General features: G+C 66.6%; 27 protein-coding genes, 4 tRNA genes and 1 pseudogene. 20 read left to right on the top strand and 12 right to left on the bottom strand.

Going from position 1 to position 21,353, the window contains the following annotated elements; translation table 11 throughout:
- The first annotated feature begins 51 nt into the window (after positions 1-51).
- Positions 52-1,158 (top strand): glutamate--cysteine ligase, encoded by a 1,107-nt coding sequence (locus A9X01_RS07065; protein ID WP_065120048.1) that lies wholly within the window; start codon positions 52-54, stop codon positions 1,156-1,158.
- Here A9X01_RS07065 and A9X01_RS07060 read toward each other — a convergent pair.
- A complete protein-coding gene (locus A9X01_RS07060; protein ID WP_065120047.1) occupies positions 1,151-2,089 on the bottom strand; it encodes a catalase family peroxidase in 939 nt (312 codons plus the stop codon). The two genes, A9X01_RS07065 and A9X01_RS07060, sit on opposite strands and share 8 nt — an antisense overlap.
- 29 nt (positions 2,090-2,118) lie before the next feature.
- Positions 2,119-2,901 carry a sulfite exporter TauE/SafE family protein gene (locus A9X01_RS07055; RefSeq protein ID WP_065120046.1) on the bottom strand — a complete coding sequence of 261 codons (783 nt, stop codon included), beginning with the start codon at positions 2,899-2,901 and terminating at the stop codon, positions 2,119-2,121.
- Positions 2,902-2,953: 52 nt separating this feature from the next.
- Between A9X01_RS07055 and A9X01_RS07050 the strand changes: the two genes are divergently transcribed.
- A complete protein-coding gene (locus A9X01_RS07050) occupies positions 2,954-3,748 on the top strand; it encodes an alpha/beta hydrolase (RefSeq protein ID WP_436405239.1) in 795 nt (264 codons plus the stop codon).
- Positions 3,749-3,753: 5 nt separating this feature from the next.
- Positions 3,754-4,554 carry an MBL fold metallo-hydrolase gene (locus A9X01_RS07045; protein ID WP_065120045.1) on the top strand — a complete coding sequence of 267 codons (801 nt, stop codon included), beginning with the start codon at positions 3,754-3,756 and terminating at the stop codon, positions 4,552-4,554.
- A gap of 9 nt (positions 4,555-4,563) precedes the next feature.
- Here A9X01_RS07045 and A9X01_RS07040 read toward each other — a convergent pair whose 3' ends face one another.
- From A9X01_RS07040 to A9X01_RS07025, 4 genes are all read right to left on the bottom strand, one after another.
- Positions 4,564-5,445, bottom strand: a complete 882-nt coding sequence (locus A9X01_RS07040) for a hypothetical protein (protein WP_065120044.1) — start codon at positions 5,443-5,445, stop codon at positions 4,564-4,566.
- A 270-nt stretch (positions 5,446-5,715) separates the two neighbouring features.
- Positions 5,716-6,006, bottom strand: a complete 291-nt coding sequence (locus A9X01_RS07035) for a hypothetical protein (RefSeq protein WP_065120043.1) — start codon at positions 6,004-6,006, stop codon at positions 5,716-5,718.
- A gap of 40 nt (positions 6,007-6,046) precedes the next feature.
- A complete protein-coding gene (locus A9X01_RS07030; RefSeq protein ID WP_065120101.1) occupies positions 6,047-6,340 on the bottom strand; it encodes a putative quinol monooxygenase in 294 nt (97 codons plus the stop codon).
- 277 nt (positions 6,341-6,617) lie between these two features.
- Positions 6,618-6,689 (bottom strand) — tRNA-Val (locus A9X01_RS07025).
- A 155-nt stretch (positions 6,690-6,844) separates the two neighbouring features.
- Here A9X01_RS07025 and A9X01_RS07020 point away from each other — a divergent pair.
- From A9X01_RS07020 to A9X01_RS06990, 7 genes are all read left to right on the top strand, one after another.
- Positions 6,845-6,917 (top strand) — tRNA-Gly (locus tag A9X01_RS07020).
- A 29-nt stretch (positions 6,918-6,946) separates the two neighbouring features.
- A tRNA-Cys gene (locus tag A9X01_RS07015) sits at positions 6,947-7,020 on the top strand.
- 14 nt (positions 7,021-7,034) lie between these two features.
- A tRNA-Val gene (locus tag A9X01_RS07010) sits at positions 7,035-7,109 on the top strand.
- Between the two features lie 25 nt (positions 7,110-7,134).
- Positions 7,135-7,443, top strand: a complete 309-nt coding sequence (locus A9X01_RS07005; protein WP_065120042.1) for a type II toxin-antitoxin system TacA family antitoxin — start codon at positions 7,135-7,137, stop codon at positions 7,441-7,443.
- Entirely contained in the window at positions 7,440-7,943 is a 504-nt protein-coding gene (locus A9X01_RS07000) for a GNAT family N-acetyltransferase (RefSeq protein ID WP_065120041.1), read from the top strand. The genes A9X01_RS07005 and A9X01_RS07000 overlap by 4 nt, the downstream gene beginning before the upstream one ends.
- A gap of 179 nt (positions 7,944-8,122) precedes the next feature.
- Positions 8,123-8,512, top strand: a complete 390-nt coding sequence (locus A9X01_RS06995; protein WP_065120040.1) for a DUF805 domain-containing protein — start codon at positions 8,123-8,125, stop codon at positions 8,510-8,512.
- A 37-nt stretch (positions 8,513-8,549) separates the two neighbouring features.
- Positions 8,550-8,762: a hypothetical protein gene (locus A9X01_RS06990; RefSeq protein WP_065120039.1), complete on the top strand. Its 213-nt coding sequence runs from the start codon at positions 8,550-8,552 to the stop codon at positions 8,760-8,762.
- A gap of 795 nt (positions 8,763-9,557) precedes the next feature.
- Here A9X01_RS06990 and A9X01_RS28835 read toward each other — a convergent pair.
- Positions 9,558-10,223: a hypothetical protein gene (locus tag A9X01_RS28835; protein ID WP_081282243.1), complete on the bottom strand. Its 666-nt coding sequence runs from the start codon at positions 10,221-10,223 to the stop codon at positions 9,558-9,560.
- 31 nt (positions 10,224-10,254) lie between these two features.
- Here A9X01_RS28835 and A9X01_RS06975 point away from each other — a divergent pair.
- The 3 genes and pseudogenes from A9X01_RS06975 to A9X01_RS31145 all read left to right on the top strand — a co-directional run.
- A pseudogene (locus A9X01_RS06975) lies at positions 10,255-10,683 on the top strand (cytochrome P450); the annotation flags it as partial.
- A gap of 93 nt (positions 10,684-10,776) precedes the next feature.
- On the top strand, positions 10,777-11,100 hold the full coding sequence (locus A9X01_RS06970; protein ID WP_065120037.1) for a hypothetical protein: 324 nt from the start codon (positions 10,777-10,779) through the stop codon (positions 11,098-11,100).
- Between the two features lie 42 nt (positions 11,101-11,142).
- Entirely contained in the window at positions 11,143-11,382 is a 240-nt protein-coding gene (locus tag A9X01_RS31145; protein ID WP_065120036.1) for a DUF2510 domain-containing protein, read from the top strand.
- Here the strand turns inward: A9X01_RS31145 and A9X01_RS06960 are convergent.
- Together A9X01_RS06960 and A9X01_RS06955 are read right to left on the bottom strand one after the other, a co-directional pair.
- A complete protein-coding gene (locus tag A9X01_RS06960; protein WP_065120035.1) occupies positions 11,360-12,313 on the bottom strand; it encodes an alpha/beta fold hydrolase in 954 nt (317 codons plus the stop codon). The genes A9X01_RS31145 and A9X01_RS06960 overlap by 23 nt on opposite strands.
- A 38-nt stretch (positions 12,314-12,351) precedes the next feature.
- Complete coding sequence (locus A9X01_RS06955) at positions 12,352-12,678, bottom strand: DUF732 domain-containing protein (protein WP_065120034.1); 327 nt, start codon at positions 12,676-12,678, stop codon at positions 12,352-12,354.
- Positions 12,679-12,778: 100 nt separating this feature from the next.
- Here A9X01_RS06955 and A9X01_RS06950 point away from each other — a divergent pair, with 100 nt between their 5' ends.
- The 3 genes from A9X01_RS06950 (at position 12,779) to A9X01_RS06940 (ending at position 14,631) form a co-directional block, all read left to right on the top strand.
- Complete coding sequence (locus A9X01_RS06950; RefSeq protein ID WP_065120033.1) at positions 12,779-13,507, top strand: Clp protease N-terminal domain-containing protein; 729 nt, start codon at positions 12,779-12,781, stop codon at positions 13,505-13,507.
- 80 nt (positions 13,508-13,587) lie between these two features.
- Positions 13,588-14,112 carry a hypothetical protein gene (locus A9X01_RS06945; protein ID WP_065120032.1) on the top strand — a complete coding sequence of 175 codons (525 nt, stop codon included), beginning with the start codon at positions 13,588-13,590 and terminating at the stop codon, positions 14,110-14,112.
- Between the two features lie 18 nt (positions 14,113-14,130).
- Entirely contained in the window at positions 14,131-14,631 is a 501-nt protein-coding gene (locus A9X01_RS06940; RefSeq protein WP_155771971.1) for a GNAT family N-acetyltransferase, read from the top strand.
- Here the strand turns inward: A9X01_RS06940 and zapE are convergent.
- Entirely contained in the window at positions 14,609-15,676 is a 1,068-nt protein-coding gene (gene zapE, locus A9X01_RS06935; RefSeq protein ID WP_065120099.1) for a cell division protein ZapE, read from the bottom strand. The genes A9X01_RS06940 and zapE overlap by 23 nt on opposite strands.
- 33 nt (positions 15,677-15,709) lie before the next feature.
- Between zapE and A9X01_RS06930 the strand changes: the two genes are divergently transcribed.
- From A9X01_RS06930 to msrB, 4 genes are read left to right on the top strand one after another with little or no spacing between them, the layout of a single operon-like run.
- Positions 15,710-16,510 carry a pyrimidine reductase family protein gene (locus A9X01_RS06930; RefSeq protein WP_065120030.1) on the top strand — a complete coding sequence of 267 codons (801 nt, stop codon included), beginning with the start codon at positions 15,710-15,712 and terminating at the stop codon, positions 16,508-16,510.
- A 35-nt stretch (positions 16,511-16,545) separates the two neighbouring features.
- Positions 16,546-18,105: an alpha/beta fold hydrolase gene (locus A9X01_RS06925; RefSeq protein WP_065120029.1), complete on the top strand. Its 1,560-nt coding sequence runs from the start codon at positions 16,546-16,548 to the stop codon at positions 18,103-18,105.
- Between the two features lie 29 nt (positions 18,106-18,134).
- The gene (gene aftC, locus A9X01_RS06920) at positions 18,135-19,481 is read left to right on the top strand and encodes an arabinofuranan 3-O-arabinosyltransferase (protein WP_065120028.1); all 1,347 of its coding nucleotides are present in this window, start codon (positions 18,135-18,137) and stop codon (positions 19,479-19,481) included.
- A 5-nt stretch (positions 19,482-19,486) separates the two neighbouring features.
- Complete coding sequence (msrB, locus tag A9X01_RS06915; RefSeq protein ID WP_065120098.1) at positions 19,487-19,897, top strand: peptide-methionine (R)-S-oxide reductase MsrB; 411 nt, start codon at positions 19,487-19,489, stop codon at positions 19,895-19,897.
- On the opposite strand, the gene A9X01_RS06910 is transcribed toward msrB, so the two are convergent.
- Both A9X01_RS06910 and hemQ read right to left on the bottom strand, forming a co-directional pair.
- Positions 19,894-20,661, bottom strand: a complete 768-nt coding sequence (locus A9X01_RS06910) for a class I SAM-dependent methyltransferase (protein WP_065120027.1) — start codon at positions 20,659-20,661, stop codon at positions 19,894-19,896. The two genes, msrB and A9X01_RS06910, sit on opposite strands and share 4 nt — an antisense overlap.
- Entirely contained in the window at positions 20,658-21,353 is a 696-nt protein-coding gene (hemQ, locus tag A9X01_RS06905) for a hydrogen peroxide-dependent heme synthase (protein WP_065120026.1), read from the bottom strand. Before hemQ ends, A9X01_RS06910 begins: the two co-directional genes overlap by 4 nt.

Here is a 21,353-nt window from a genome sequence, read left to right as displayed (position 1 = left end):
GGGTGTTTGGACGTCAGGTTTTGCTGCCGATGGGAGGGTAGTTTTGCCGATATGAGCCTGGAGCGCTCGGCGGACGATCTCCCGACCTTCGGCGTGGAAGAGGAATTCCTGCTCGTCGATCCGGACTCCGGCGAGCCGGCCCCCCGCAATCGCGCGGTCGCTGCCGAGGCCGAACGGCGGGGCGTGGACCTGCAGGTGGAGCTGAGCAGCTGCCAGGTGGAGACCGCGTCCAGCGTCGTGTCGTCCAGCTTGCGGCTCGGCGAGGAACTCAGGGAGCTGCGCCGCACCGCGGCCGAGGCCGCCGAAGCGGTCGGTGTCCGGCTGTTGGCCCTTGCTCTGCCGCCGGTCGCGCCGACGAAGTTTCCGGTCACCGACACCCCGCGCTACCGCAAGATCGGCGAGCAGTTCGGCATGGTGGCACACGAGCAGGGCATCTGCGGCTGCCATGTGCACGTGCAGGTGCCCGACCGGTCGGCGGCCATCCATGCCAGCAACTGGCTGCGACCGTGGTTGCCGACGCTGTTGGCGCTGTCGGCGAATTCGGCGATCTACCGCAACTCCGAATCGGGATACGCCAGTTGGCGCAGTGTGCTGTGGCGGCGCTGGCCGGTGGCGGGTGCCCCGCCGTACTTCACCTCGGCCGACGAGTACGACCGCACGGTGCGCATGCTGGTCGACACCGGCGTGATCCTGGATGCCGGGATGGTCTATTGGGACGTGCGACCATCGGCCGATTTCCCGACGGTCGAGGTGCGGGTCGCCGACGTGCCGGCCACGGTCGCCGACACCGTGCTGCTGGCCACCCTGATCCGGGCCGCGGTGATGACGGCGGTCGACGAACGCCCCGAGGGCGCCGATCGGCTACCGCCGGCGGCGCTGCGGGCCGCGTATTGGAAAGCCGCGCACGACGGCCTGGCCGGCGACACGCTGGATCTGGTCAACGGCCGCGGCGCGGTGCCCGCCCGCGAGCAATTGAGCGCGCTGGTCCATCGGGTGCGCCCGGCGCTTAACGCTCTAGGCGAGTACCACCACGTCGTCGACGAACTCGAGCGCGTCACCACGCTAGGCAACGGCGCGATGCGGCAACTGCGGGCATTCCGGCAGCGCCGCGACGCGATGGATGTGATCGCGGCGGCCGCAGAGGCGACGCTCAGCTGATGCTGGGCGCTTCGGCGCCGCGGGCGACACCGGTGCGGAGCTTGACCGACTCGGAATAGGTGAGGCTGCGGAACCGCAATACCGGGTCCTCGGAGGGCTCGATGCCGTCGGTGACACGGAGCGGGTCGAACACGACGATGTCACCGTCGTGTTCGCGCTCGGTGTCCAATCCGGTGATCTCGATGGTGCCGACGCTGACTGTGTCGTTGTGCTGCCACGGCGCGGAGGGGTCGACGGTCGAGTCGTTAGGTCCGGCGATCTGGACGCGGTAGTCGAACCGAACGGGTCCCGATTCCAGGCGGGTGTTGAGTTCGTCGGTGAGGAAGTCGGGTGGTTGCTTGCCGGCGGCCCGCTTCGACAGATGCTGGACGCCGGCTGCCGGAATCAGGTGGTAGCGAACGAATCTGCTGCTGCCGTCGGCGCCGGTCCAGCGGAAGGCGTGCAGACCGTGGTATTCGATCGTGGCGTAACTCGCCGGGGTTTTCCCGGCGGCCGCGAGTATCGGCAGGGCCCGCAGCAGCGCCGGCCGGGTGACGAACAGGCGGGCCAGGCGCGCCGGCATGGTCGGGCCGGGTCGCAGCGCCCGCAGCAGCTCGACGAAGCCGTCGGGCGTGCTGGAAGCGAACAGCCGAGCGGTCTGCGTCGAGACATCGGTCGTTTTGCCGTCAGGAAGGGTGAACTTCACCGCCAGCCCGCGCACCCCCGCGGCGCCGTCGGCTTGGGTCGGGTTGCCCGATCCGTTGGAGAACCGCACCAGCGTCGGCACCGGCGAACCGTCGAGATGCGCTGCGCGCGAGAGCGTCGCGGCCTCCGGTGTGGCGGTGAACGTGCCGCGGTACAGCGTGCCCTTGGCGTGCAACGCCCGCTGGCCGGGGCAGGCGCCGCCGGCACCGCGGATCGCTGCTATCGCGTCATCGGGAGTGACCGGCATTGCCGAATCCTAAGCCCCCGCCGACGCTTTTACACGGCGAGCAGCCGGTACAAGCCAACCAGACCGACCACCACGATGGTGGCCCGCAGCGCACCCGGCGACAACCGCCGACCGTAGCGCGCACCCAGCAATCCCCCGATCAACGAGCCGATCGCGATCAACCCGGCCACCGGCCAGCTGATCCGGTCCCAGGCCACCAACGTATAGCCCACCGCGGCAACGATATTCACAATCAGAGTGAGTAAATTCTTGGCGGCGTTCATGCGCTGCACCGATTCGGGCAGCAGGGCGCCCATCACACCGACCAACAGAATGCCTTGGGCAGCGGTGAAATAACCGCCGTAGACGCCAACGGCGAAGGTGCCCAGGACCAGCATTGCCATCCGGGTCGGGGTGAGGTGGTCGGCGGAGCGCCCGGCGTCCTCGGCACGGCGGCGTGCCCACGATTGGATCCAGGGCCCGATCAGCACCAGGATCAGCGCCAGCACCAACAGCACCGGCACGATCATGACGAAGAACTTCTCTGGCAGGTGCAGCAGCAGATAGGCGCCGAGCACGCCTCCGGCCAGCGACGCCGGGATCTGCCAGCGCAGGCGGTCCCACTGCCCGCGCAGTTCCCGGCGATAGCCCCAGGTGCTTGATACACCGCCGGCGACCAGGCCGACCGCATTGGACATGGTCGAGGTGACCGGTGGATAGCCGAGCGCGACCAGCGTCGGGAAGGTGATCAGGGTGCCAGACCCGACCAGCGCATTGATCACACCGGCACCCATACCCGCCAATCCGATCAACAGCATGTGGGAGATGGACACTGATGCACCCTATGCGGAGTTGCGGAGACGGCGCTGTGAGGAAGCTGGCACCATGTTGGCTGTGCTCGAACTGATCGATAAAGGCACCGCTTCACAGACCCACCCCGCGCCGCTGCTGTTCGTGCATGGCGGTTGCCTGTCGGCGTGGTGCTGGGACGAACACTTCCTCGATTTCTTCGCCGAGCGCGGGTATCGGGCGGCGGCCGTGAGCTGGCGCGGTCATGGCGCCAGCAGCTCGCCGAAGCCGGTCAGCAAGTGCTCCATCGCGGACTATCTCCACGACGTGCGTTGGGCGGCCGACCAATTGGGCGGCCGGCCGGTGCTCATCGGTCATTCCACCGGCGGCTTCATCACGCAGAAGTATCTGGAGAAGCGCGATGCACCGGCCGCGGTGCTGCTCGCGTCGACGCCGACGCGCGGCATTTTCCCGTCGGCCATGCGGGTTTGGCGCAAAGAGCCATGGATTTCGGTGCGGGCCAACGGAATCGGACAGGCACACGGTATCTTCAACACCCCGCGGCTGGCACGGCAATTCCTTTTCAGCCCAACGACTCCCGAGCCCCTCGTCGAGCAGGGAGCGCGGCGGGTCGAACCCGACAGCCTGCGCGCCGTCTTCTTCGACCAGGCGGTCCGGCTGCCGCGGCCGAGCCGCGTGACGACACCGATGTTGGTATTGGGTGGCGAGCACGACGGCCTGATCAGCAATGCCGAGGTACGCGCGACGGCGCGCAGGTACCGCACCGAGGCAGAGATCTTCCCGTGCATGGGGCACATGTTGATGCTGGAACCGGGCTGGCCGCGGGTGGCCGAGCGGATCCACTCCTGGCTGGGCGAGAAGGGGATGTAGCGCTCGTGGGATTCGATGCACGGCGGCGCGAGTGCGCCAACTGCGTATTGGGCGGTCCGACAACGGTCGTGGACATCGGTGGACACCGGATCGTGATGGACCCGACGTTCGATCCACCCGGCGAGCACGCCTACCTGACCAAGACTGTCGGCCCGGTGGTGAGCGCCGATGCGCTGGGGCCGGTGGATGCGGTGTTGATCAGCCATGACCAGCATCCGGACAACCTCGACGACGAAGGCCGCCGCTGGGCGCTGACCGCTCCCCTGGTGCTCACCCATCCCGGCGGCGCGTCCCGGCTCGGCCCGCCGGCGGTGGGTTTGGCGCCGTGGGAGTCCTACTCGCTGTCCGATGGTCTTGTCGCACAGGCGGTTCCGGCCGTGCACGGCCCGGCCGACGGGCAACGGGACGCCGGCGGTCACGTCAACTGCGAGGTGACCGGCTTCGTGCTGTCGGGCCCGCAGGTGCCCACCGTTTACCTCAGCGGCGACAACGCATCGATCGCCACGGTCCGGGAAATCTCCGACCGGGTGGGCCATGTTGACATCGCGGTTCTGTTCGCCGGCGCTGCGAGGGTGGCGTCCAAGGAACGCGGGCGGCCGTTGACGCTCACTTCGGCGCGTGCCGCCGCCGCGGCCGAACTACTCGGCGCCACGCTGGTGATACCTGCGCACGTGGACGGTTGGGCTCACTTCAGCGAGGGCGCCGAGGAGTTCGTCGCGGCGTTCGACCAGGCCGGGATCAGCGGTGTGCTCGGGCTTGCTGCCCACGGCGAGTGGATCGACTGGGTCGACCCGAGCACCCGCTGACTTCGGTGATCAGTTTCCGGTGTACGGAATGTTCGGGACGTTGGGCAGGTGCGGGAGGTTGGACAGCGAAGGCATCGGGCCACCCTGCTGGAACAGCTGAACGGCGGCGTCCTGGCCGTTGGCGTTGGCCACCCAGTCACGGATCGTGAAGTACAGGTCGGTGCTTGCACGGGTTGCCAGCTGGGCCGCCAGGTCGTACTTGGTCATGTTCGTGCCGGGGACGAGCTGGCTGCCGCGCGGGGTGTGTGGGCCGTCCTTGTTCAACGTGCTGTGGCATTCCTGGAAACCGGGCGGCGGGCCGCCGGCCGGGCAGCCCTCGAGGGGGAACTGCTGGGCGAAGTCGATGCTGTAGTAGCCGGTGTGCAGGTCGGCCGGGAAATCCGCCGGGTTGCAGTTCGGGAAGATCGGCGGGGCGAGCCGGTCCAGCTGGCCGATGGCGATGTTGTCGTCGACCCAGTTGGAGTGCGCGTAGAAGTCCTGCTGGGTGTGCAGCAACGCTCCGAACGCGGCGCGGGCACCGGGTCCGTCGGCTTCGACGTTGCCGTTGAGTACCGAGCCGCTCAGTACGACGGGCGAAAAGACGTCCCAGGCCTGGCGGGCACGGTTGCAGATGTCGACCGGGTTGATCGAGTTGTCGAGGTGACGGAACTCGTCGGTGGCGAAGACGTCACTGCCCATGGCTCCGCCACCGGGCGGCGGCCCCACCAGAATCTGGTTGACGGCCAGCTGGCTGACCTGATCTGCGGGTAGCGCGTTGCGCGTGATCGTCTCGTGGTACTTGACGTAGAACGCCTGAGCCGGCGGTGCGTACACGACGAGAGATGTGACAGCGGCGAGGCTGGCCACAACCACGGCGAGGACGCCCAGCGGGTGCCTGCGGGATAGCGTCATGAGAGCTCCGTGTTCGTAGGGACGTGGGTAGTGCGCTTTTCCAAACGTTTCCTTATAGCCCTTACGAAATCAATAAAAACTCGCGATATCAGCATGGGTGAATACGGGTGTCGTTTACTGCACAAATGCCGAATAGCGTCTTGCGTGGGCGGCTGTGCCGGATTTGCGGGTGAAAAACGTTGCGGCGTCTGGCTTTAGCAGTAGTACGCGGCTGCTCAGAAGTTGGATTTATTAGGTATTTGATTTGTCTTTTATGTGAATAGCGACTTTTTAGACGTAAGACAAGGTGGTCGTTCGATACGTATCGGCGGTGTGCTCGACCAGATCCGTGAACTGCGCGCGCAGCGTCGCCGTGGCTTCACCTACCGGCTTGTCGCAAAACCGGCAGTTGACGGTGAACTGTGCGTGCTCGTTTTCCGCGGGCCAGAACCGTCGGGGCCCGACCGCGGCACCCGGGTCGTACTGGACCGATTGGTGCGCGGCCTCCCGCAGGATCCTGCCGACGGGGTGGGCCTGCGGACATTCGAGTTTTAGCGTGCCGATGCCTTCGGAAAAGCTCATGCACACTGACGCTAGGCCAATGCGCGGGGATGCGCTCGCGCTAGACGTCGGAGGTGGTGTACCTCGTCTTGACCGGCGGTGCGGCCAGTAGCGGAGGTAGCTGGGTCAGCTTTCCTTCGCCGGCGCGGAAGCGCCGGTACGCCTCGTCGGCGTCCACCGACTCCCACAGTTCGTAGATCAGCCAGTGCGCTTCGTCGTCCTCATCGATGAGCACGTCCGTGCGCAAGTTGCCGTCGAACGCCCGGGTGTCCTGCAGCGCGCGCCCCATCAATTCCCGCCCCGCAGCCACCTCTTCGGGCTTGAATCGGAGCTCGAGAATCACCGTGACCGACATCGTCATCTTCCCTTCTGCGGCGTGAGGACCAGCGCGATACTAGCCCAGACCGCTAGCTAGTTGACGAAACCGCTTGTGCTACGTGGGATCTCCGGCCGCAGGAAGACATCGTTCAGTGTGACGATGCGTGTTTGCGGGATTCAATGATGGCCACCAGCAGCGCGTAGGCCGAATGTACCGACGGGTGGCGACCGCCTCGGTGGTGGCTGCCGCGATCAGGAACCGCCGCCGGTCGGCTTCGTGTCGGAAGCTGGGTATTCAGACGTGATCTTTGGGGTGGTCCCGGCTGGGATCGAACCAGCGACCTTCCGCGTGTGAAGCGGACGCTCTCCCACTGAGCCACGGGACCGGCGCCGAGAGGCGAACGACGTCGAACACTAGCACGATCACCGCTGGCGCCGACGGGGGCCAAGGCAGGCGCGCCCAGTACCAAGGGATTTGTGTGGGCCGGTTCACTGGACTATCGTCTTGCTTCGCACCGGACGACGATCTCGCCCGTTGCGCGCGGATGTAGCGCAGTTGGTAGCGCATCACCTTGCCAAGGTGAGGGTCGCGGGTTCGAATCCCGTCATCCGCTCGAGAGGTGCAAGAGGCATCAATCCCAGCGGTGGAGTGGCCGAGTGGTGAGGCAACGGCCTGCAAAGCCGTGCACACGGGTTCGATTCCCGTCTCCACCTCCAGTTTCGATCTCCAAGCGCGATTAGCTCAGCGGGAGAGCGCTTCCCTGACACGGAAGAGGTCACTGGTTCAATCCCAGTATCGCGCACCAGAGTTTTTGCAGGTCAACGGTGGCAATGATTGACGTGTACGCCTATCAGGCCCACAATGGGCGGTCTGAACGTTTTGCGGTGCGCCTAACCCCTTGGCAGGACGCCCTGATCCGCCATGCCGCCGAGGTCGAAGGGACCGACCTCACCACCTTCTGCGTCAGTGCCACGGTCGCACACGCCCGCGACGTACTCGCCGACCGCCGACATTTCTTGCTCGATGACGCCGCGTGGACCGAGTTCAACGCCATCCTCGACCGACCCGTGCAGACCAAGCCGGCCCTGGCGGAGCTGTTTGCCAAGCCATCGTTGTTTGACTCTGATCCGAACGAGTGAGCGGTTACAGCGCCCCACGACCGATCAGGGAGACGGACGACCCCGCCGGGTTCGACAGTGGTGAACCCGCGCTCGATGATTACCTGCGCAGGCGCGCGCTGGCCAATCACGTCGGCGGTGCATCACGTTGTTACGTCACGTGCCAGGATGCACGCGTGGTCGGTTATTACGCCATGTCAGCCGGGGCGGTTTCACACACTGGCTGCGCCGGCAAGTTCCGACGCAACATGCCCGACCCGATACCGGTGATCCCGTTGTCCCGCCTGGCAATCGATCGCAAGCACCAAGGCGGTGGATTGGGCGAGAGCCTGCTGCGCGACGCCATCGCTCGGGCCGTGCAAGCCGCCGAGCAGATCGGCGTGCGCGCCATCCTCGTGCACGCGATCCACGACAACGCGCGTAACTTCTACACCCGCTTCAACTTCGAGCCGTCCCCCACCGACCCGCTGCACCTGATGCTGCTGATCAAGGACGCCAAGGCGAGCGTTCCAGGCCGGTAGGCAGACGGGAAACGACTGAGCTGCGCAAACCGCGAGTTGCACAACATCACAGCTTCAAAAAGACTGCGATAGAACACCTCTCAACCCTTTCGTATATCTGCGCAGTCGCGTGGAAAGGCACTCCAAGGCCGCTGTGCTACCCTCCGCGCTACCTACCAGCTCCACAGCGAGGTGACGAGATGGGCTTCGGGCAAGCGATCTCAACCGGATTCGCCAAATACTTCAATTTCCGCGATCGCGCCTGCCGGTCCGAATTCTGGTATTGGTCTTTATTCACCTTCGTCGTCGGCATTTTGACGGCAGTCATCGACACGCAGCTGGACCACCAGATCACTAACACCGTCTTCCAGGCGATCACCTTCATTCCGAGCCTGGCCATCTCCGTTCGGCGCCTGCACGACATCGACAACTCTGGTTGGTGGGTGCTGATCGCCTTCGTGCCGATCATCGGCTTCGTCGTGCTTGTCATCTTTTGGGCAATGCGTGGCACCGACGGACCGAACCGGTTCGGCCCGGACCCCTTCGCCGAAGACCCCTCCCCGCATCGAGAATTCGGCGCGCCCGCCTGAGGGCGGGCCACCGGTTCCGCCCGGCTAAATTCGAGAAGTGAGTTGGACACGGTACGAGGGCAGAGCACTCGCAGACCCGGCCCTGCACGGCGACGCGCTCTGGGCCCAGCTTCAGGACCACATTCGCCTGCACAATCCGGACTACACGGACGTCCGCCTCGACAACGCCACAGCGACCGACGAATACGACACTTCGGTTCAGCCTGCCCGGCGGTGGTACCTGGTCACCTATCTGGCGGAGGGCGCCTGAGCGCCGCTCCGCAAATTCGCATCTCACACCTACCTGACTCAAACAAAATTATGGACCGGTAGCGCCCAATGGTCGCCATAGTCATGGGAACAACGACGACGAAGGGACCACCATGAGCGCCAAACGGATCCTTGCCGCGGTACTGTCCGCGACCGCGTTCGCAACGGGCCTGAGCACCCCCACCGCCCACGCCGACCCGAATGACCACTGCTCCACCAGATCCGGCTGCTGCAAAGGGACCGGAATGCGCTGATGCCCATGCGATTACGTGTGGCCGGGATTGGTTGCCACGGGCTGGGACCTGAGCGTGTGTCACGTCTACCACGCGAACAACAACGACCCCATCGGGATCGCCGAGGGGCCCGGTCCGGCCCCGCTGCCCGTACCCTCCGAAGCGCGGCCCCGCCCCCATTTCGTTCCTCTGCCCCTAGAAGATCCCGACCAAATCGAGCTCTGTTCGCTGTCGGTCGACGGAGTTACGATCAGGCCATCGTCTACAGATTCGAGTGAGCCATGAATCGCATCCGACGTATATCGGCCGTAGCCGCCCTCACCCTGGCGATCGGTGCCGGCAGTTTCGCAAACCTGGGCGTCGCTTCAGCGGACCCGAATGTGTGCGGCGGGCCCGGTACACCGCCCTGCGCGGGTCCGGGCCCGTTGACACCGGAACAGCAGTGCGCGCTGATCGCGTGGCAGACCTGGACGCCATGCAACTGGTTGGGTGTGCAAGTCCCGGTGGGCACCCCCGGGACCGCATGACGGTTCAAAACCGTTCGGCCACAACGTAACCGAAGGTCAGTGCTGCTCGCCCTGGCGGGCCTTGGCTTCATCCTCGGCCTGGCGCAGATGGCTGTCATGCGCGGCCTGCCAATGCTCGTCTGCCTTCTGCTGCAACAAGTACCGTGGCCCGTCGTCACCGCGGATCGCAGCGCGCTGGTAGCTGTTCGCCGTCCGCTCGTGTACCCGGGCCAACTCCTCGTGCCGATGAGCCGCGGCCAGGTGAGCATCCCGGGCGCGTTCCAATGCGTCCTCGGCGCGCTGTTGCGCAAAGATTGCCGACTCTAGCGTGGGCCGCCGCCCGGCAGCCAACTCCCTTCTGCGCTGACGCAGTTCCTCTACCCGGCGTCCGACCCGGGCCGTCCGTTCCGCGAAATACCGATCCTCGGCGTGTTCCTCGCCCGTTGACCCCGTCACCGTCCTGCCATCCTCTGCATCCGACTCTGGCGGGATTGACGTTGCCGGCACCTTCAAAACACTATGCCGAACGGCGTCATTCGTCGACGTCGAGCGCCTCGCTGACTCGGCTTCCAGCAGGTCGTCGATCTCGGCGAGTTTGGCCGAGGCCCGCCGCCACGCCGCCCGCCCGGCCGCGAGCCGCGCGTCGATGATTCGCGCCGAAACCTCCGACTGCGCCCGCTCGATGTATCCCTTCTGCTCCAGCGCGGTGATGAGCCCAACCATCGCCTGCGGGGTGACGAACACCGTGCGGGCCAAGCTGTTCAAGCGCGAGCGCCCGGAAACTACCGCCGATGAGATCGTGCGGTGCGGCACGCCGGTCACGTCGTTCCAGCGCACCGCGCTGCAGGACGTCGAATTGTCCGGCGTCACCATCAAGAAGGGCCAGCGAGTGGTGATGCTCTACCGCTCGGCCAACTTCGACGAAGAAGTCTTCGAGGATCCGTTCACGTTCGACATCACCCGGAACCCCAACCCGCACCTGGGATTCGGCGGGCACGGCGCGCACTACTGCATCGGCGCCAATCTCGCCAGAATGACACTGGGACTGATGTTCGGCGCGATCGCCGACCACATGCCCAGTCTGGCGCCGCTGTCCGCGCCGGACCGGTTGCGCTCAGGCTGGCTCAACGGCATCAAGCACTGGCAGGTGGACTACACCGGAAAGTGCCCGGTCGCGCACTGATTACTTGGGATCGGTAGCGATGCGTCCCTCATCTACTTGTCGCAACGACCAGCGGCCGTCGAGAACCGGCGTGCCGAGGCAAGGAGCGGAACGATGAAACGGATCTTCACCGGAGCACTGCTGTCAGGCGCTTTAGGGCTGGCCAGTCTGGGGGCCGGTGCGGGCGCCGCCCAGGCCGACCCCGGCACGGGCATCTGCAACCAGTTGGCGATGTGTAGCTACGTGTGGTGCCCGGGCAGCCCGCTCCCGATGCCGGATGTGGTGTGGGACATGAACGTCTGCCACCACTACTACGGCGGCAGCCTCGGTCACCCGGGAACCGAGGGCGGCATCCCGGTGGGCGCCCACATCCTCGAGGGCGACCCGTCACCGGCCAACACTTGCATGGGCTCCCCTATCTGCCTGCCGGGGCTGTAGAACGCACGGCATGATTGTCAGCAATACGACAGGAGGTATCGGGTGGCTACGCTTCTGGTCTTGCTGGTGTTCGGCGCAGTCGCAATCGCCGTTGTCGCCGCGGTGATCGTGGTGCTGGTACGCCTGGCGGACTCACCCAAGACAGAGTCCTACGTGCCGCACGCCTGGCCGGCTTCCCCGGTGACCGCACCGGGTTGGTATCCCGACCCCAGCGATCCCACACTGCGGCGGTACTTCGATGGCCGGCAGTGGACGTCGGCTACCCAGCCAGCGATTCAATGACTTTGACCAATTCGCCGGGCGCCTCCCAATTCAGCGCGTGCCCCGCGTCAGGCACCGTGACCAGTCGAGCGCCAGGAATGCCGGCCGCCATCCGGCGCGAGTGGCTCGGCGGCGTGGTGCGGTCCGCGGAGCCGACGATTACGACTGTGGGCACGGTGATTTGGCCCAGCCGCGGGTAGCGGTCTTCGCGGGAGAAGGCCCGCACGATCGGCAGTAGCGGCCCGTGCTCGTCGACGTGCTGCCGAAACCACTCGATGAACACTGACGCCATTGCCGGCGAAGGACGCTTCCCGCACTGCGCCGCGCCGAACAACACCGCGGCAGCCTTGTTTCGGATCAATCGCTGCACTACGCCGTACTCCAGCAACGGGATCTGCACCTTGTTCTGCGGCGCGCCGTCCATCACCCGGCCGGCCCAGGTGGCACACAGCACCACCCCGCGCAGCCGCCGCGCGAAATCGGGGTGGTCCAGCAGCGCGCGGATCGTCACGAAGCCACCCATCGAGTGTCCTACCAGCACGACGTCCCGGACGTCGAAATGCTCGAGCACCCCGGCGACGTCTGCGGCCATCTGCTCCGATCCGATCCCGTCCGAACCGAGCGTGGATTGGCCGTGGCCGCGCTGGTCAAAAGCGACAACCCGGAAACCCTTTGCCAGTAGGTCATCCCAAATGACATTCCATTCCGCGAGGCGGACGCCGTAGCCGTGCACAAGCACCACCGTCGGGCCTTCGCCCGCCGTCAGCGCACGAAGGACCGTGCCGTCCGGCCGACCGATGCGGACCTCCTCGCCTTGGGGTTCGGCGAGAAGTTGTTCGCGGGTAAAGGGATCCGGGTTGTTTTCGATCCGGTTGACCAGAGCCCGTACCCCGCCCCAACCCAACAATCCGGCCGTGGCCAACGCCGCGCCCGCGGCCCGTCCTGCTCTCATCGAAACCTCCCGACGCTCGGCGGTGTCGACTTCGAGTTCTACCCGCTGCCTTTCGCGGGCAGTTTCGCGGGGCAGTAGACGTTCGCGGCGATAGCGGTGAACCTCGCGGCGTTCTCCTGCGACAGACCCGGGTTTCCGTTCTGCAGCACCTGGACTACCTCCACCCCGGACTTGCCGCCGTCGGCGAGGGTACAGACCGTCTTGCCGGCGGCGATCGCGCTCCCCGGGTCCTTGTAGGTGATGCCGGCCGCGTTGAGGGATACCAGAAACGCTTGGTCCTGATTCGCGTCAGCCTGCGCCGGCGCGGCCAGTCCGATCGCCCCGACCGCCATAGCCACGCTGGCCGGAATAAGCAGGAGCCTCATAGCTTTCAGATGGTCGCAGAGCACGAGTCGACGCGCATCTCGAATGAGACCGTCAACCCGCGGTTGACATTATCCATTGCGTCAACCTACCGTTGACGGCATGGTTGAGCCGACCCCGATCGCCTATCCCGTCCGCCTCGATGAGTTGATCGACGCCATCAAGCGCGTGCACAGCGACGCGCTCGACCAGCTCGCCGACGCCGTCCTGACGGCCGAAAGCTTGGGTGAGGTCGCCGATCACCTGATCGGGCACTTCGTCGATCAGGCGCGCCGCTCGGGGGCCTCCTGGACGGATATCGGCAGGGCGATGGGAGTCACCAAGCAGGCCGCGCAGAAGCGGTTCGTCCCCAAAGCCGATGCTGCCCCCCTGGACCCGGAGCAAGGGTTCGCGCGTTTCACCCCGCGGGCCCGCAACGCGGTCGTCGCGTCCCAGAACGCGGCCCACGACGCCGGCAACGCCCAGATCACCCCCGACCATCTGCTGCTGGGCGTGCTGAGCGATCCGGCCGCGCTAGCCACCGTGCTGCTACACCAGCAGCAGGTCGACACCGACGCGCTGCGTCAATCCGTCGCGTTGCCGCCGGCGGCATCCGAAGTCCCGGCACTGATCCCGTTCAGCGGGCCGGCCCGCAAGGTGCTGGAACTGACTTTCCGCGAGGCACTTCGCCTGGGTCACAACTACATCGGCACCGAGCACCTGCTGCTCGCCCTGCTTGAACTCGAGGACGGCGCCGGCCCGCTGCACGGCGCCGGTGTGGCCAAGGAACGCGTCGAGGCCGATCTGGTCGCCGCGCTGGAATCGATCGCCGGCGCGGCAAAGGAGACCTGAGACGGCCAACCCCTCCCCTTGGCTTCGCCGGGTGTGTAATCATGCGAAGGTCCGCAGCACCGGCAGCCCAGGAGGCAAAGATGCACCGCTGGCTGATCGTCCTTTGCGCGTTCCTCGTCAGCGCGGCGGGCATGCTGTCGGTCGACGCCGCGATCCCGCGCGCCCGCGCCGGCGACGCACCGATCGGACACCTCGGTGACACGTTGCGGGTCGACACCGGCACGTACGTCGCCGACGTCACCGTGACCAGCGTCGTACCCGTCGACCCGCCACCGGGATTCGGCTACACCCGCAGCGGCGTTCCGGTGAAGAGTTTTCCGGACAGCTCGGTGGCGCGCGCCGACGTCGTGGTTCGCGCCGTGCGGGTGCCGAACTCGTTCATCCTGGCTACCAACTTCGCCTTCGACGGCGTCACGCCGTTCGCGGACGCCTACAAGCCGCGCCCGTGCGACGCACCCGATTGGCTCGACAACGCGCTGACCAACGCGCCACAGGGATCGGTCGTGCGCGGCGGGGTGTACTGGGACGCCTACCGCGATCCGGTGACCGTGGTCGTCCTGCTGGACAAGAAGTCGGGCGAACACCTCGCGCAATGGAATCTTTGATCAACGGGAATCTTTGAGCTGCGCATAGAAGAAGCGAGCGCGGCCGACGCCGCCGGACTCAGTGCCGTTGCCTCGCAGACCTTTCCGCTGGCATGCCCGCCCTACGCGCCCGCCGCGGACATCGCCGCATTCGTCGAGGCCAACCTGTCCACGGCTCGCTTCGCCGAGTACGTGAATGATCCACACCGGCGAATTCTCAAAGCCGACCGACAAGGCCGAATCGTCGGTTACGCCATGCTCATTCGCGAAACCGACCAGACCGGCGTCAGCGTCGAGTTGTCAAAGCTGTACGTCGCGGCCGACTTTCACGGTCACGGCGTGGCCAGGAAACTGATGGATGCCGCGCTCGGTGTGGCCGCCGCCTGGGGCGCCTCGCAGGTGTGGCTGGGGGTCAACCGGCACAATGTCCGGGCGCAACGCTTCTACGCCAAGAGCGGCTTCACCGTCAGCGGCACCAGGACGTTTCGGCTGGGCGAGCACGTCGAGCACGACTACGTCATGACCCGGGCGGCCGGGTAGTCAGCGCGAGCAGTCGCGAGGTGGCGCGCAGGTACTTCTTCCGGTAACCGCCGGCCAGCATCTCCTCGCTGAAGATGGTGTCCAGCTTGGTGCCCGAGGCCACCACCGGGATGCCGGCGTCGTAGAGCCGGTCGGTCAGCGCGACCAGCCGCAGGGCGACGCTCTGGTCCTCGATGCGGTGCACGCCGGTCAGGAAAACGGCGGTAACGCCCTCGATCAGCATCAGGTAGCGCGACGGATGCATGCTGGCCAAATGCGCGCACAGCGCATCGAAGTCGTCCAGGGTCGCGCCGGGCACCGCGGCGGCTCGGGCGACGACCTCGTCATCGGACGGCGGCGGTGGCGCCGGCGGCAGGTCGCGGTGCCGGTAGTCGGGTCCCTCGATCCGGACCGTGGTGAAAATCGCTGCAAGCGTGTTGATTTCGCGCAGAAAGTCTTGCGCGGCGAACCGGCCCTCGCCGAGCTGCTCGGGCAGCGTGTTCGACGTGGCCGCCACCGACACACCGCGCTCGACGAGCGAGGACAACAGGCGGGAGATCAGCGTGGTGTTCCCAGGGTCGTCCAGCTCGAATTCGTCGATGCACACCGCGGTGTAGCCGGCGAGCAACTCGATGCACTCGGCGAACCCGAACACACCGGCCAGCTGCGTCAGCTCACCGAACGTCGCGAACGCCTTCGGATTCTCGGTCACCCCCGGCCCGGCGCCGGGCAACTGGTAGTACGCGGAGGCCAGCAGGTGCGTCTTGCCCACCCCGAAACCACCGTCCAGGTACAGGCCGACGCCGGGCAGCACCTCCCGCCGGCCGAACATCTTCTTCCGGCCGGCCCGGCGCGTCACCGCCTGGCGGATGAACTCCTGACAGGAAGCGACCGCCGCGGCCTGGGACGGCTCTGCCGGGTCGGGCCGGTAGGTCGCAAAGCTCACGTCGGCAAACGTCGGCGGTGGATGCAATTGGGCGATCAGCCGCTCGGGTGACACCGCCGGGCGCCGATCCACCAGCCGGGAAACTGCCGCAGATCCGCCCGAAGAGGTAGACCCGTGCATGCTGGCACTGTAGCGACGTGCTGCAATCGAGCGATGCCCGACTTCGAGGCCGACATGGCGGCCGGCCACCACGCCGAGACCTCGTTGCAGCTGTTGGGTTCCGAACGCGTGCTTGGCCATCAAGAGTTGCACCAGTTCTACGGGTATCCGGCCGAACTGGCCGGCAGCTGGGTGCGGGCCAACTTCATCGCCAGCCTGGACGGCGGCTCCACGGTCAAGGGGCTCAGCGGCGCGCTGGCCGGACCCGGTGACCGGACCGTCTTCGTGGTGTTGCGGGAGCTCGCCGACGTGATCGTCGTCGGCGCCGGAACGGTGCGCTCGGAGGGTTACTCGGGCGTGCAGTTGAGCAGTGCGCAACGCGAAGACCGGCGCTCGCGAGACCAGAGCGAAGTCCCGCCCCTGGCGGTCGTCACCAGGAGTGGTCACCTCGACCGGGATCTGGCCGTGTTCACCCGCACCGAGGTGCCGCCACTGGTGCTCACCTGCGCTGCGGCCGCCGAGGCGGCGCGCCGCGAACTGGACGGGGTCACAGCCGAGGTGATCGACTGCTCGGGCAATGATCCCCACGAAGTCGACGTGTCCGCGGTCGTGACCAAGCTGCAGACGCGCGGGCTGCGCCGGGTGCTGACCGAAGGCGGGCCGACACTGCTCGGCGCCTTCATCGAGGCCGACCTGCTCGACGAGCTGTGCCTGACGATCGCGCCGCTACTTGTCGGCGGATCGGCGCACCGCATCGCCTCGGGAACCGCCCAGCTGCAGACCCGGATGCGTTGCGGCCACGTGATCACCGACGAAGCCGGCTACCTCTACACGCGGTATACACGCGCTACGTAAGGGACCAGTCGGGCGGTCCCGCTACTGTGGTCGGCATGAATCGGCGCATCACGTCCGCCACGATCGTGATGGCGGTCAGCATTGTGGTGGCCGGATGTGTCCCGGTCTTCGGCGCCGACCCGCGGTTCGCCACCAACTCCGGAGCCCGGCCGCAGGGCGTGTCCACGCCGAAACCGCCGCCCTCCGGTCCGCCGCCGATCGCGGCGCCCAAGAACGACCTCTCCTGGCGCGACTGCACCGCCAAGGTCAATTCCGACGCCGGCGTTCCGGGCGCACCCGGTGTCAAGCTGGAATGCGCCACCTTCGACGCCGACCTCGATCCGGTCAACGGCGGTTCGGGCTCGGTGAGCGTGGGCGTCGTGCGGGCCCGCTCCGCCAAGACTCCCAAGGACGCCGGGCCGCTGGTCTTCACCACCGGGTCCGACATCGCGTCCTCGACCCAGCTGCCCGTTTGGTTGTCGCGCGCGGGCGCCGACGTGCTCGACGCGCATCCGATCGTGTCGATCGACCGGCGCGGCATCGGCATGTCCAGCCCGATCGACTGCCGCGACCGGCTGGACCGGGAAGAGATGCGCGACCAGGCGCAATTCCAGACCGGTGACGACCCGGTGGCCAACCTCTCCGAGGTCTCCAACACCGCCACCACCAACTGCACCGACACCATCGCGCCCGGCGATTCCGCCTACGACAACACCCACGCCGCCAACGACATCGAGCGGCTGCGCAACATCTGGGACGTGCCGGCCATCGCCCTGGTCGGGGTCGGAAACGGCGCCCAGGTGGCGTTGACCTACGCCGGGTCGCGTCCGGACAAGGTGGCCAGGCTGATCCTGGACTCGCCGGTCGCCCTGGGAGCCAGCGCCGAGGCCGTCGCGGAACAGCAGGTCAAGGGCCAGCAGGCCGCGCTCGACGCCTTCGCGGCGCAGTGCATCGCCGTGTCGTGTGCGCTCGGCCCCGACCCGAAGGGCGCGGTCAGCGACCTGCTGAACACCGCCCGCAGCGGTCAGGGCCTGGGCCAGGCTTCGGTGGCCTCGGTCGTCGGGGCCATCACCACCGCCCTGGGCTTCCCCGTCGGTGACCGCGTCAGCAACACCACCAGCCTGGCCAATGCGCTGGCCGCAGCCCGCTCCGGTGACATGAACCAGCTGAACAACCTGATCAACCGGGCGCAAGCCACCCAAGACAGCGACGGACAGTTCGTCAACACCTGCAGCGACGCGGTGAACCGGCCCACCCCCGACCGGGTCCGCGAGCTGGTGGTCGCCTGGGCCAAGCTCTACCCCCAGTTCGGCACCGTCGCCGCGCTGAACCTGGTCAAGTGCGTGCACTGGCCCACCGGTTCAACGCCGCAGGCGCCCAAGGAACTCAAGGTCGACGTGCTGCTGATGGGCGTGCAGAACGACCCGATCGTCGGCAACGAAGGCGTCGCCGCAACGGCCGCCACGGTGATCAACGCCAACGCCGCCAGCAAGCGGGTGATGTGGCAGGGCATCGGGCACGGCGCCAGCATCTACTCGGCGTGTGCCGTTCCGCCGCTGGTCGGTTACCTGGACAGCGGCAAGTTGCCGGGCACCGACACGTACTGCCCCGCCTGATCCCTGGCCGAGGGCCCGACCGGTTTGCGGTGTACGGTGCGCTGGTGACGGCAGCTGACTCGACCAGAACCGGCCTGCGCGAATCCGTGCAGGCCGCATTCCGTCCCGGCCCGCACAGCACCGCATCCGTCCTGCGGGCGGTGCTCTGGCCCGCGGCGATCATGTCGGTATTGCACCGCAGCATTGTGCTGACCACCAACGGCAACATCACCGACGACTTCAAGCCGGTGTACCGCGCGGTGCTCAATTTCCGGCACGGCTGGGACATCTACAACGAGCATTTCGACTACGTGGACCCGCACTACCTCTACCCGCCGGGCGGCACGCTGCTGATGGCGCCGTTCGGCTATCTGCCGTTCGCGCCGTCGCGCTACCTGTTCATTTCCATCAACACCATCGCCATCCTGGTCGCCGCATACCTGCTGCTGCGGATGTTCAACTTCACCCTGTCCTCGGTGGCCGCCCCCGCGCTGATCCTGGCGATGTTCTGCACCGAGACGGTGACAAACACGCTGGTCTTCACCAACATCAACGGCTGCATCCTGCTGCTGGAGGTGCTGTTCCTGAGGTGGCTGCTGGACGGCAGGGCCAGCCGCGAGTGGTGGGCCGGACTGGCCATTGGCCTCACGCTGGTACTCAAACCGCTGCTCGGTCCGCTATTGCTGCTGCCGCTGCTCAACCGGCAGTGGCGGGCGCTGGCCACGGCGCTGGTGGTTCCGCTGGTCATCAACGCGGCGGCGCTGCCACTGGTACCGGACCCGATGGACTTCTTCACCCGCACGCTGCCCTACATCCTGGGCACCCGCGACTACTTCAACAGCTCCATCCAGGGCAACGGCGTGTACTTCGGCCTGCCCACCTGGCTGATCGTGGGCCTGCGGCTGCTGTTCACCGTGATCGCCATCGGCGCACTGTGGCTGCTGTACCGCTACTACCGCATCCGCGACCCGCGGTTCTGGTTCACCACGTCCTCGGGGGTGTTGTTGCTGTGGTCGTGGCTGGTGCTGTCGCTGGCGCAGGGCTACTACTCGATGATGTTGTTCCCGTTCCTGATGACCGTCGTGCTGCCGAATTCGGTGATCCGCAATTGGCCGGCCTGGCTGGGAATTTACGGCTTCATGACGCTGGACCGCTGGCTGCTCTTCAACTGGATGCGCTGGGGGCGGGCCCTGGAATACCTGAAGATCACTTACGGTTGGTCCCTTTTGCTGATCGTGACGTTTACCGTGCTGTACTTCCGCTACTCCGATGCCAAGGCGGAGAACCGGCTGAACGGCGGGATTGATCCGGCGTGGCTCACCCACGAGAAGGATCGCGCTAGCTTGGAAGAAGCATCCGTGCCGTCACCAGACCTGGGAAGGAGCGGCGCAACGTGACCGACATCGCGCGTCCCAAATTGCAGCTGTCCGACGACGAGTGGCGCAAGCGGCTCAACCCGCAGGAATTCGACGTGCTGCGGCGCGCGGGCACCGAGCCGCCGTTCACCGGCAGGTACACCAACACCAAGACGCAGGGCGTCTACCAGTGCCGGGCCTGCGGAGCCGAATTGTTCCGCAGCACCGAGAAATTCGAGTCACACTGCGGCTGGCCGTCGTTCTACGACCCGTCGAACTCCGACGCGGTGATCTTGCGTCCCGACCATTCGTTCGGCACGGTCCGCACCGAGGTGCTGTGCGCCAACTGCCACAGTCATCTGGGCCACGTCTTCGCCGGCGAGGGTTACCCGACCCCCACCGACCAGCGCTACTGCATCAACTCGATCTCGCTGCAGCTGGTACCGGACCAGGCCTAATCCACGCGGCGCGCGTGCACTTCCCAGAACGGGGCGTGCACCCGCCCGTCCACCAGCCACGGCTCCATGGCCCGGAACCGGTCCAGCACCACCTGCACCGGCTCGGCCAGGTCAGGATTGCGGGCGGCCATCTCCTCGATGGTCTGGGCGTTCAGATTGACCTGGTAGGTGGTGGGGCCCAGGTAGGTGATCTCCCAGCCTGCGCCGGGTAGTACGTCGCGAAAGTCCTCCTCGGACAACGCCCGCACCATCCGGAAGCCGTTGACATCGTGCTGACCGAACTCGTACATGTACAGCCGAGCGCCGGGTTTCGTGGCCCGGTGCAGCGCCTCCGCGTAGGACTTCTGCATGTCCAGTTCGGTGCTGAAGGTGTGATAGAAGGCGCAATCGACCACGGTGTCGAATCGGCCGTCCAGCCCGTCCAGCTTGGTGGCGTCGGCGACCTGGAAGTCCACCGTCACCCCGGCCTGCCGCGCGTTTTCCCGCGCCCGCTCGATCGCCGCGGCCGAACCATCGATGCCGGTAACCGAAAACCCTTGCGAGGCATAGTAAATCGCATGATGGCCGGGGCCGGTGCCGGGATCGAGCACCTCGCCTTTGACCGCGCCGAGCGCGACGAGCTGCTGGACCACCGGCTGCGGACCGCCGATGTCCCACGGGGTGGCCGCGGGCAGACCGTGCGCCAGGCGCTGGTCGAGATAGTTGTCTTCGAAGCGGGCGGGGTCTCTGGGATCGCGGGGGCCGGGCGTGGTCGCTTGGGTCATGGCAGCGCATTCACCAACTGCTCGACCGCCACCCGCGGCCCGGTGAAGAATGGCGTCTCCTCCCGGGTATGCCGCCTCGCATCGGTGGCGCGCAGTTCCCGCATCAGGTCCACGATGCGGTGCAACTCGGGGGCCTCGAAGGCCAGAATCCATTCGTAGTCACCGAGCGCGAAAGCGGGGACCGTGTTGGCGCGGACGTCCTTGTACTCGCGGGCGGCCATGCCGTGCTCGGCGAGCATTCGGCGGCGTTCCTCGTCGGGCAGCAGGTACCACTCGTAGGAACGCACGAACGGGTAGACGCAGATGTAATTGCCGGCCTCCTCACCGGCCAGGAACGCCGGGATGTGGCTCTTGTTGAACTCAGCCGGCCGGTGCAGCGCCACACTGCTCCACACCGGCGAACTGGCCCGGCCCAACGCGGTGGTGCGCCGGAAGTCGGCGTAGGTGGCCTGCAGCGCTTCGATGTTGTCGGCGTGGGTCCAGATCATGAAGTCGGCGTCGGCGCGCAGCCCCGCGACGTCATACAGGCCGCGCACCACCACGCCGCGCTCTTCCTGCTGCTTGATGAACGTCGCGGTCTCGTCGATCACCTCGGCACGCTGGTCACCGAGCTCGCCGGGCCGCACCGAGAACACCGAGAACATCAGGTAGCGGATCGTTGCGTTGAGGGCGTCGAAGTCGAGGCGTGCCAT

The sequence above is a fragment of the Mycobacterium asiaticum genome, from assembly GCF_001668675.1.
Classification (GTDB): Bacteria; Actinomycetota; Actinomycetes; order Mycobacteriales; family Mycobacteriaceae; genus Mycobacterium; species Mycobacterium asiaticum_D.
This window is presented reverse-complemented; position numbering and strand designations above follow the sequence as displayed.